The 11041-nt window shown below is 65.4% G+C and carries 7 protein-coding genes; 3 read left to right on the forward strand and 4 right to left on the reverse strand.

Annotation, left to right across the window (positions count from 1 at the left end; genetic code table 11):
- Nucleotides 1-129 precede the first annotated feature (129 nt).
- The 3 genes from leuS to holA are packed head-to-tail and all read left to right on the forward strand — an operon-like array spanning nucleotide 130 to nucleotide 4287.
- Complete coding sequence (gene leuS / locus STE01S_RS06855) at nucleotides 130-2712, forward strand: leucine--tRNA ligase (protein WP_062766219.1); 2583 nt, start codon at nucleotides 130-132, stop codon at nucleotides 2710-2712.
- Nucleotide 2713: 1 nt separating this feature from the next.
- Nucleotides 2714-3250 (forward strand): LPS assembly lipoprotein LptE, encoded by a 537-nt coding sequence (gene lptE / locus STE01S_RS06860; RefSeq protein WP_058812278.1) that lies wholly within the window; start codon nucleotides 2714-2716, stop codon nucleotides 3248-3250.
- A 5-nt stretch (nucleotides 3251-3255) separates the two neighbouring features.
- The gene (gene holA / locus STE01S_RS06865; RefSeq protein WP_062766222.1) at nucleotides 3256-4287 is read left to right on the forward strand and encodes a DNA polymerase III subunit delta; all 1032 of its coding nucleotides are present in this window, start codon (nucleotides 3256-3258) and stop codon (nucleotides 4285-4287) included.
- Between the two features lie 10 nt (nucleotides 4288-4297).
- On the opposite strand, the gene STE01S_RS06870 is transcribed toward holA, so the two are convergent.
- The 4 genes from STE01S_RS06870 to STE01S_RS06885 all read right to left on the reverse strand — a co-directional run bounded on the left by STE01S_RS06870 (nucleotide 4298) and on the right by STE01S_RS06885 (nucleotide 11010).
- Entirely contained in the window at nucleotides 4298-6121 is a 1824-nt protein-coding gene (locus tag STE01S_RS06870; RefSeq protein WP_062766225.1) for a cation:proton antiporter, read from the reverse strand.
- Between the two features lie 116 nt (nucleotides 6122-6237).
- Complete coding sequence (locus tag STE01S_RS06875) at nucleotides 6238-9036, reverse strand: TonB-dependent receptor (protein WP_082813245.1); 2799 nt, start codon at nucleotides 9034-9036, stop codon at nucleotides 6238-6240.
- Nucleotides 9037-9195: 159 nt separating this feature from the next.
- A complete protein-coding gene (pdeM, locus tag STE01S_RS06880) occupies nucleotides 9196-9912 on the reverse strand; it encodes a ligase-associated DNA damage response endonuclease PdeM (RefSeq protein ID WP_062766228.1) in 717 nt (238 codons plus the stop codon).
- 39 nt (nucleotides 9913-9951) lie between these two features.
- Nucleotides 9952-11010: an aspartyl protease family protein gene (locus STE01S_RS06885; protein WP_062766231.1), complete on the reverse strand. Its 1059-nt coding sequence runs from the start codon at nucleotides 11008-11010 to the stop codon at nucleotides 9952-9954.
- Nucleotides 11011-11041 lie beyond the last annotated feature (31 nt).

Raw genomic sequence — 11041 nt, forward strand, 5'->3', positions numbered from 1 at the left:
GCAGGTGATGGGCCCCCGCTTCCAGCCTTTGGCTGAAGTTTATCCTGAGCGCCCGTCCTGCGGGCAGTCGAAGGGCGGGGGCACACTATTTTGATCGATGGTATTTTGACAAACGGGGTAACCGACCAAATGACCCGCGAAACGCGCTTTGGCGCCCTCGCCGCCGACGCCCGCTGGCAGGCGGCATGGGACGCCGCGAACAGCTTTGCGACGACCGACAGTTCGGATAAGCCAAAGGCCTATATCCTGGAGATGTTCCCCTATCCGTCGGGACGCATCCATATGGGGCATGTCCGCAACTATGCGATGGGCGACGTGCTCGCGCGCTTCAAGCGGATGACCGGACATGACGTGCTGCATCCGATGGGCTGGGACGCCTTTGGCATGCCGGCCGAAAATGCCGCGATGGAAAAGGGCGTCCACCCCGGCGGCTGGACGCGCGACAATATCGCGGCGATGCGCGCGCAATTGAAGCGCCTCGGCCTCGCGATCGACTGGAGCCGCGAACTCGCGACGTGCGAACCCGATTATTACGGGCAGGAACAGGCGCTGTTCCTCGACCTGTTCGCGCACGGGCTGGTCACGCGCAAGGAAAGCTACGTCAACTGGGACCCCGTCGACGTGACCGTGCTCGCCAACGAGCAGGTGATCGACGGGCGCGGCTGGCGTTCGGGCGCGCTGGTCGAGAAGAAGAAGCTCTCGCAGTGGTTCCTGAAGATCACCGACTTCGCCGACGAACTGCTCGACGGCCTCAAGAGCCTCGACCATTGGCCCGACAAGGTGCGGCTGATGCAGGAAAACTGGATCGGCAAGTCGCAGGGCCTGGAATTCAGTTTCAAGCTGGCGGGCGGCGCGCCGGGCTTCGACGTCTTCACGACGCGCCCCGACACGCTGTACGGCGCCAGCTTTGCGGCGATTTCGCCCGACCATCCGCTGGCCGAGTCGCTCGCCAAGGATGCGCCGCGCCTTGCCGCGTTCATCGAGGAGTGCCGCCGTCAAGGAACGTCGGCCGAACAGCTCGAAACCGCGGAGAAGATGGGCTTCGACACCGGCCTGTCGGTGCAGCATCCGCTCGACCCCGACTGGCATCTGCCGATCTGGGTCGTGAATTATGTGCTGATGGATTATGGCACGGGCGCGATCTTCGGCTGTCCCGCGCACGACCAGCGCGACCTCGATTTTGCGCGCAAATATGATCTGCCCGTTCACCGCGTGATCGCGGACGGTGACGAGACCGGCCAGATCTTCCATGGCGACGAAGCCTATACCGGCCCCGGCCGCCTCGTGAACAGCCACTTCCTCGACGGGATGAGCATCGACGAGGCGAAGGCCGCGATCATCGCGCGTGCCGAGCATGAAGGCTGGGGCAAGGGCACGACCGTCTGGCGCCTGCGCGACTGGGGCGTCTCGCGCCAGCGTTACTGGGGGACGCCGATCCCCTTCATCCATTGCTCCGCGTGCGGCATGGTGCCCGTGCCGAAGGCGCAGCTCCCCGTCGTACTGCCCGAGGATGCCGATTTCTCGGTGCCCGGCAATCCGCTCGACCGCCATCCGACGTGGAAGCACGTCGCCTGCCCGACATGCGGCGGCGAAGCGGTGCGCGAGACCGACACGCTCGACACCTTCGTCGATTCGTCGTGGTATTTCCTGCGCTTCGCGTCCGCACCGGCCGACCGGCCGTTCGATCCCGATGTCATCCGCCGCTGGATGCCCGTCGATCAATATATCGGCGGCATCGAGCATGCGATCCTCCACCTGCTCTACGCGCGCTTCTGGACGCGCGCGCTCAACAAGCTGGGGATGATCGACATCAAGGAGCCCTTCGCCAGCCTGTTCACGCAGGGGATGGTGACGCACGAAACCTACTATGTTGATCATGGCTCGATGGCGGGCGCTTTGGATAACACCGGCGAGCCTATCATTCATCGCTATTACTTTTCGCCGGACGAGATCACCCGCACACCAGATGGCGCCGTCCGGAACTCCGATGGCGCACCGGTTGAGGTCGGCCGCGTCATCAAGATGTCGAAGTCGAAGAAGAATGTCGTCGATCCCGACGCCATCCTCGACCAATATGGCGCCGACGCCGCGCGCTGGTTCATGCTCTCCGACAGCCCGCCCGAGCGCGACCTGCCGTGGAGCGAAGCGGGGATCGAGGGCGCGTGGCGCTTCGTCCAGCGTTTGTGGCGCCTGTTCGGCGACACCGAAAACACCGGCGACGGCGGCGAAGACAAGGCGCTGGCGCGCAAGCTGCACCAGGCGATCGCGGGGGTTGCCGCCGACATCGAATCGCTCGGCTTCAACAAGGCGGTGGCCAAGATCCACGCGCTCGCCAACGATATTGAAAAGGCAAAGCCCTCGGCGACCCGCGCCGAAGCGTGCCGGACGCTGATCCTGCTCGTCGCGCCGATGATGCCGCATCTGGCCGAAGAGGCCTGGGCGGCGCTGCCCGCGGCGCAGCGGACGACCGCGATGATCGCCGACGCCGCCTGGCCCGCCGCCGACCCGGCGCTGCTCGTCGATGACGAGGTGACGATCGCGATCCAGATCGCCGGCAAGCTGCGCGACACGATGACCGCCGCGAAGGGCGCCGACAAGGCCGCGCTCGAGGCCGCGGCGCTCGCCCGCCCGCGCATCGCCGAGCTGCTCGGCGGCGGCGCGCCCAAAAAGGTGATTGTCGTTCCCGACCGTCTGGTGAATATCGTTCCCTGACATGAAACGCCTGCTCACCTCCTCGCTCGTCGCCGCTTCGCTGCTTCTTGGCGGCTGCGGGCTCCGGCCGCTCTATGCAAACGGCAGCAAGGGCGCGGTGGCGCAGGTGCTGGCCGACGTCGATGTCGCGCCGATCGAGGGGCATAATGGCTGGCTCGTCCGCAACGCGCTGCGCGACCGGTTGCAAGCGACGCAGGGCGGACATGGTGCGGGCCAGCGGCTGCGCCTCGACGTGCGGCTCGAGGATTCGATTACCGGCCTTGGCGTCCGCTCCGACGATGCCGTGACGCGCGAGCGGCGGACGCTGCGCGCCCGCTATCAGCTCGTCGATGCGGCAAGCGGCGAAGTGCTGCTCGACGCGACCGCGGCGCAGGACGGCGGGATCGACGTCGTCGGCAGCGAATATTCGACGATCGCCGCCGAATCGACGACGCTCGAGCGGCTCGCGTCGGGGATCGCCGACCAGATCGTCGCGCGGCTTGCGGTCTTCGCCGACCGCGGCGGCGGCCAACCGGCGCCGGCCGCCCCGGCGCCCTGACCGGCATGAAGTCGGTCAAGCCCGGCGAACTCGAACGCCTCAGCCGCCTCGATCCCGCGGTCCGCTTCGTCCTGCTGACCGGCCCCGACGACGCGACGATGGAAAGCGTCGCCGCGCATCTGATCGCGCTGGCTGGCAAGGAGGCCGAGCGGGTCGATCTGACATCGAACCAGATGGCACAGGACGGCGCGCTGCTCGCCGCCGAAGCGGCGTCGATGTCGCTCTTTTCGCCGGCGCGCGTGATCCGGCTCGAGATTTCGGGCGGCGGCGACGATTGCCTCGCCGCCGTCGAGGCGCTGCTCGGCGCGGACAGCGTGCTCAACCCGGTGATCGCGACCGGCGCCTCGGTCACCGCGCGATCGAAGCTCGTCAAGCTGGTCGAGGGCGCCGATCATGCCGTCGCCGCCATCTGTTACCAGCCCGACCGCCGCGCGCTCGTCGGCATCGCGATGGAAGCCGCGGCGGCGCAAGGATTGCGGGTTGCCAATGCCGAGGCGCAATTGCTCGTCGATCTCGTCTCGGGCGATCAGGCGCTGATGCGCCGCGAGATCGAGAAGATCGCGCTCTACCTCGACGCCAGTCCCGACCGGCAGCGGCAGGTCACGCCCGCCGACATCGCCGCGCTGGGCGCCGCGACGCACGAAGAGGACGTCAGCGCCTGTATCAACGTCGCGCTCGGCGGCAAGCTGCGCGACCTGCCCGACATGCTGGCACAGGCGGCGGCGGTCGGCGTTGCCGAGATCCGCATCATCCGCGCACTGGCGATCCGCGCGATGCAGCTCGCCAAGCTGCGCGCCGAGGTCGACGCGGGCGCGCACCCGGCGACCGTCGTCGCGGCGAAAAGCAGCGGCGTATTCTGGAAAGAACGCGATGCGGTGACGGCGCAGCTGCACATCTGGGATTCGGTGCGCGTCGCGCGGCTGATGACGCGGCTGCTGGAATGCGAGCGCGCACTGAAGGCATCGGGCACCGCGGGCGCGGTGCTGTTCCGCAAGCTGATGACCGACATCGCGCATCAGGCCGCGCGCGCGCGCTGACGCAAAAGCCTCAGACCGCGGCGGACGCTTCCTTCGCCTCGCGGCGCGCCTTCGGGTCATCGGGCGGAACGAAGGTCCACACCGTATCGCCGGCCTCTACCGTCGGGCGGTGGCGGGTCGAGAAGATCGCAAGGTCGCCCGATGCCTTGACCACCATCAGGCTGTCGCCCCCCGACGCCTTCATCCGCGCCACGAAGTCGGCATAGGGGAATTTTTCGGTGATCCGGGTGCGACCGAAAGTCCATCCGGCGTGGAGCCGGTCGAGCTGCGTGTCGATCGTGGTGCCGCCGATGGTGAACACGCGCCCGAGCCGCTGGCTCGCGCCGGTCGCCTCGCCCGCGACGCGGCTGACGCGGTCGTGGCCGATCTCGGGCGCCAGCTCGCCGCACACCAGCGCGTTATAGCTGTCATTGTCGGTCGCGGCGATGAGCTGCTGATACTGGCCCATGTCGATCGCGTCCTCGTGCACCTCGTCCAATATGTCGCCGTGATAGACGCGAATGTCGGCGCGCCGCGCGCGGCGTAGCGCGAACTTGCTGGCGTCGGCGATCATCACGCCGCGATCCTGTTCCTTGACGAACTGCGCGAAGGCGATCGTCCAGCTGTTCGCCCCGACGAGCAGGACGCCGTCGCCCTTGCCCTGATCGAGGCCAAGCCAGCGCGCGAAGGTTCCGGCGGTAAAGCCATGCGCAAAGATCGTCGCAATGACGACGCCGAAGCCCAAGGGCACCAGCGCCTCCGCCCCCGGCACGCCATAGTCGGTGAGGCGCAGCGCGAAGAGGCCCGTCACCGCGACCGCGACGATCCCGCGCGGGGCGATCCAGGCGACGAACAGTCGCTCCTTGAGCGGGATACGCGTGAAGAGCAGCGCGGTCATGATCGTCAGCGGGCGCACGACGAAGAGCAGCAGAAGGAGGAAGATCAGGAAGCGGAACTGGAAATTCTTGACCACGTCCCAGTTGAGCGTCGCCGACAGGATGATGAAGACGCCCGACACCAGAACGACGGTCAGATCCTCCTTAAAGCGTTGCAGCGAGCGGGTCGAATAGGTTTCGCGGTTCGCCATCACGACGCCCATCACCGTTACGGTGATCAGCCCGGTTTCGTGCATGATGAGGTCCGAAAGCACGAAGACCGCGATCACCGTCGTCAGCAGCACCGGCGCCTTCAGATATTCGGGCACCCAGCCGCGCGGAAAGGCCCAGGTCAGCAGGAAACCGGCCGCACCGCCGATCAGGATCGCCAGCACGCTCGCCGCGACGACGTCGGTGACGATGCTCACGCTATTCGCATCGGCACCGCCGTGGGTGATGTAGCTGTAGATACCGACCGCGAGCAGCGCGCCGATCGGATCGTTCACAATCCCTTCCCACTTGAGCATATTCTTGACGCGCGGCGCGATGTTGAGCGAGCGGAGCATCGGCGCGATCACGGTCGGTCCCGTCACCACCATCACCCCGCCGAACAGCGCCGCGAGCTCGAACGGCAGGCCCGCGCCATAATAGGCCGCGGCAGTGCCGAGCGCCCAGCCGACCGGCACGCCGATGAAGACGAGCATGAAGACCGCGGTCCCCGCCTGGCGCAGCTCGCGAAACTTGAGGCTCAAGCCGCCTTCGAACAGGATCACCGCGACGGCGAGCTTGATCATCGGTTCGCGCAGCGCGCCGAAATCGCGCACCGGATCGATCAGCCCGAGCACCGGCCCCGCCAATATGCCGGCGACGAGCATCAGCGCGATCGCGGGTTTGTTGGTTCGCCACGCCACCCATTGGGCGCCGATGCCGATCACGCCGATCAGCGCGATTTTTACGAGCAGGGAGTCGATTGCGAACATGCCCCCAGCCTATGCAGGGTCGGCGCAAAGGTTCCACAAAAAAGAACCGCCCGCCTGCCATTCGGCAGACGGGCGGTCCCTTATCCGGCCGGACAAGCCGACCGCATGTTACGCGATCAGAACTTGCCGCGCAGCGTCACGCCATAGGTGCGCGGTTCGGCAAGGAACTGCGAGAAGATCTGGCGCCCACCCGGATATTGCGGGTCGGTGAAGGGCGCCGCGGTCGTGCCCGCCTGGAAGGGCGAGTTGAACGCGACCTGCGCATATTGCTTGTTGAACAGATTCTGCGCCCAAAATTCGATGCCCCACTTTTCGTCAGGGCCGCGGACGCCGACACGCGCATTGAAGATCGCGTAGCCGTCCTGTTCCTTCTGCGGGAAGAGGTCCGAACCCGTATTATAGTCGCTGGTCATGCGACCATCGACATAGACAAGGCCGGTCAGACCGCTGCTGCCGATTTCGGGCGTCCAGGTCACGCTGCCAGTCGCAACCAGTTCGGGCGCGTTCGACAGATTGCTGCCCGGCAGCTTGCGCAGCGCAGCGTCGAGCGGCGAACCCGACGAAGTGCCGACCAGATTGTCGCGATATTTGGTCTTCGCATAGGTCAGCCCTGCCGTCATGCGGAAGCTGCGTGCCGGAATGAGCGACGCTTCGAGTTCGAAACCCTCGGTCCGGACGCCCCAGCCAACATTATCCTGCGCGCAGGTGCCGGTCGTCGAGCTCGTATCGCGATCCGCACCAGCGAGATCGGCCGTGCAGCCGTTGACATTCTGCACAAGGAAGACGGTGCCGTTGAACGTATTGAGCTGGAAATTCTTGAAGTCCGACCGGAAGAAGGTCAGCCCGGCGCTGAAGGGACCGGTCGCATATTTGGTCCCCAATTCATAGCTGGTGACCAGTTCCGGGTCGAACTGGAGGTTTCCGACAAGCGCCTGCGCGCCCGCCTGTCCACCAAACGGCACGATCGGTGACTTGAGCGCCGAGCGGTCGAGGTTGAACCCGCCCGCCTTGTAACCGCGCGCATAGCTTGCATAGAGCAGCAGATCGTCAACCGGCTTGTACGACAGAATCGCCGTCCCGGTAAACTTGTCCTCGCTGCGCTTGCTGTTGATCGAGACACCGTTCAGCTCGGCGGTCGAATTGCCCTGGCACGACAGGCCGATGAGCGCGCCCGCGAGCGCCCGTGCGGTATCATCCGTGGTCGTATTAGGATCTTGCGGCTGCAGCAGGTCGTCCAGAACCAAACCCTGCACCGTGGTGCAGACGGTGTTGTCGTTGGTGAAGCTGGCGTTGAAGCGCTTCTTGTCGTTGGTGTAGCGCAGACCCAACGTCAGATCGAGCTTGTCGGTAATGTGGAAGATATTATGCGTGAAGAGCGCCCAGTTCGTTCCATTCTGGCTGTAACGATCATTCACCGTCCCAAGGTCGTTGAGACCATCAAGCGCCGTAAACGCAGCAACGATATCGGTGCCCGATGCGCCGGTCGCACCGGCGAGCGTCGCAGGGCCAACGCCGGGTGCGACGCATAGCGGGCTCGTGGGCGAATAGAGGCCGGCCAGACCGCCACCCGAAATGATACGGCAGTTTGCAAAACGGCCATATTGTGAACCAAAGCGGAGATTGTCGCGAACGGTCAGTTTTTCGTTGGCGTAGAAGCCACCGACAAGCCAGTCGAGCTTGCCGTCGAACGCCTCGCCCTGCAGGCGCACTTCCTGCGTGAAGGTGTGGAACTGACGATAGGCGTCGTCGCTATCCGCACGATAGAGAATGTCGACCGCGCCATAGTCGAGGTCGCCGGCCTGGCCCGAACGATATTCGCGATAGGCGGTGATCGAGGTCAGCGTCGCGCCGCCCAGATCCCAGTCGATCTGGCCCGAGAAGCCATAATCCTTGGTCTTGCCTGCGTAGCTGCGGCCCGCGCTGACCGAAAGATCGCGGCCATAGCCCTGGTTGAACGCGCTGAGCGGCTGCCCGAGGTCGCGGAGCACGTTGATGATATTGTTACCGTCGGCTTGTGGACCCGTATTCGGAGGCGGAAGTCCATTGGAAAGCGGCGTCGACGGATTGTTGAGATTGCCGATATACGGGTTGACGCTGTTGTCGACATAGATCGCGCCGCAGCATTTTTCGTTGCGATAGGTGTAGTCGGCGATCAACCGGATCGACAGCGCGTCGGTCGGTTCGAACAGCAGCTGGCCGCGCAGGAAATAGCGGTCGCGGTTGTTGACGTCGGTGTTGTTCGTCGTGTCGCGCAGGAAGCCGTCGCGCTTGACCCAGACGCCGTCGAGGCGCGCGGCGACCTTGTCGGTGATCGGGCCCGTAACGCTGCCGCTCAGGCGCCAATAGTCGTAGTTGCCATAGGTGATTTCGCCGCTGGCGCCGAAGTTGAAGTCGGGCTTTTTCGAATAGATGCTGATCAGGCCCGCCGACGAATTGCGGCCGCCGAGCGTGCCCTGCGGGCCGCGCTGGACTTCGACACGGTCGATCTCACCCAGTTCGTTGAGGCCGATGCCCGAACGCGAGCGATAGACGCCGTCGATGAAGACCGGAACCGAGCTTTCGAGACCCGGGTTGTCGCCAACGGTGCCGATGCCGCGGATACGCGCCGAACCATTGGCTTCCGAGCCCGTCGACGAGACGAGCAGCGACGGCGCCACTTGGTTGAGCTGGCGAATGTCGTTGGCGCCACTGTTCTGCAGCGTTTCGGCGCTGACCGCCGAAATGGCCACCGGCACGTCCGACAGCAGCTGCGAACGGCCCTGCGCGGTCACGACGATCGCATTGGCGGTGTCTTCGGCATTATCGGTGGTGGCATCCTGCGCAAAGGCGGGCGCCGAGACGGCCGCGACGGCAATCGACACGCCCAGCGCGGTCGTGCGAAGCAGACGGCCATTCAGTAGGGAAGATGATGTCACTTTGGGCACTCCTCTCAGATAATTTCTTTTTTCGTTGCCCTTATGTCATACCGCAAATGGCGGCCCGATCCAGCGAGACCCCTGCTTTTTCGACGTTTTTGGACGGGTGATGCTTTTTGGCCACAGCCCGGCCAAGGCGCTATACGCCGCCGCGGGCCGCTATCGCGCCGCCGCCCTTTTGCTTGCCGTAGCGTCATCGCGGGTCGCCGCGGTCGAGGGAAAGGCGAGCAGCCGCCCCTGCGCATTCAGCGCCGCATGATAGGAACCGGCGAAATTGGCAGCGATCGCCGGGTCGAATACGTCGAGTCCGCCGGTCAGACTGCCAAAGGCGGGCAGGATCAAGCGCTTGGCGTCATGCGCGAAGCAGGGGCGCGAGACGGGGCGGCCGCGAAGCTGGAGCCGCAGCTTGGGGTGGAAATGCCCCGATATCTCGGGCCGCACCTCGTCCGGGCAGCATTGGTGGCGCAGCATGATGCCGTCTACGCAAAGCGCGTCGGCGATCGCCCCGCCCCATGCCCCGCCGGTCAGCCCGTCGTGATTGCCGGCGACCCAGACGAGTTCGGTCATCGCCGCCAGCGCGCGTAGCCGGTCCGCCGCCGCCGGCGCGATGCGCTCGTCCGCGGTTCGATCATGAAAACTGTCGCCGAGACACCATATCGCGCGGGCGCCCGTCCGCCGCGCAAGATCGGTCAGCCGGTCGAGCGTATCCTGACTGTCGTAGGGCGGCAGCGGCTGGCCGCGCGCCGCGTACCAGCTCGCCTTTTCCAGATGCAGGTCGGCGACGATCAGCGCCCCGTGCCGCGGCCAGAATAGCGCCCGTTCGGCAAGCAGGTGAAAGGTCTGGCCGGCAAAGTCGAAGGCGGGCGCGGGCGGCATCGCGCCGTTATGGCGCGCTACCGCGCCGCGGGCAAGCGCCTACCTCCCGCGTCCGGCATTGTTGAAAGCTAAGCGCTGGCCGCTCTCCCGGCTCGCCCCGCTCGGCAGGTCGAAAATGATGCGGCGGTTCGGAAAATCGATCTCGACCCGGTCGAACAGCGACAGGCAGTCCATGCCAAGCAACAGCGCGGGGCGCTTGTCGAGACCCAGGGCACGAAAGGCCTGCGCATCGGCAAAGCTGACGCGCAGGTTGTTCATGTCCAGATTGTTGATGTTGATGCGCTTGATAACAGTCTGGATTGCCGGGACGGCTTCACCGGTCACGGCTTGCAATATCACCGGCTGGAGCGGCGCCCCATTGGTATCGCGTTTGCTTACAAGGCGCTGCATCGCAAGGTTGCCAATACTCGACTGCGCTCCGGTGTCGATAATCACGTCGATATGCTTGCCGTCCAGAATCGCGTTGGAAAGGATCAGGCGCCCGCCCACCTTCCGCGCCGTCACGACGATCGCGTCGTCGTCGCGGATAGTCGGGCGCGCGCGCCGATGCGTTTCGGTCACCGACATGCTTTGCTTGCGGAAGTCGATCAGCACCCGCCGGTCTTCGAGCATATCGACGCCAATCAGGCCTGCGGCGCCAATATGGCGACCGTAGAAGGCGGGCGCGACCAAGCCGGTCATCTCAAGGTCGGTCATTTGCAGGGCGGCGACCCGAAAGCTGGGGACGGTCGCAGAGCCGCCGATGGTAGCCAGCCGGAGCTGTTCGCCCGGCGCCAGCTTGAGGCGGGCGGCCAGTTCGCGGGCGATCACGGTCCGTTCGGCGCCGGTATCGACTAAGAACGAAAAAGGCCCCTGCCCGCCGATCGTGACCTCGACCGCCATGCGCCGCGTCGCATCAAGATCGAAAGGCTGAATGAAGGGGATCAGCGTGCCGGTTGCGGGGTCGACGACCATATCGGGAGTTGGATCCGCGGCGGCCGGTGGAACAGCAGGAGCTTCGGGCGCCGCTGGCGCGCCGGCAGGCTGGGCCGATCCCATCAACAGCGGTGCGGCGAGCAACAACGCCATCAGCGCGGGGCGATGCACATTATGCTTCATGGCGGCATCCTCTCTTATTGTTATGGCCCCA

The sequence above is a fragment of the Sphingopyxis terrae subsp. terrae NBRC 15098 genome (assembly GCF_001598815.1).
Classification (GTDB): Bacteria; Pseudomonadota; Alphaproteobacteria; order Sphingomonadales; family Sphingomonadaceae; genus Sphingopyxis; species Sphingopyxis terrae.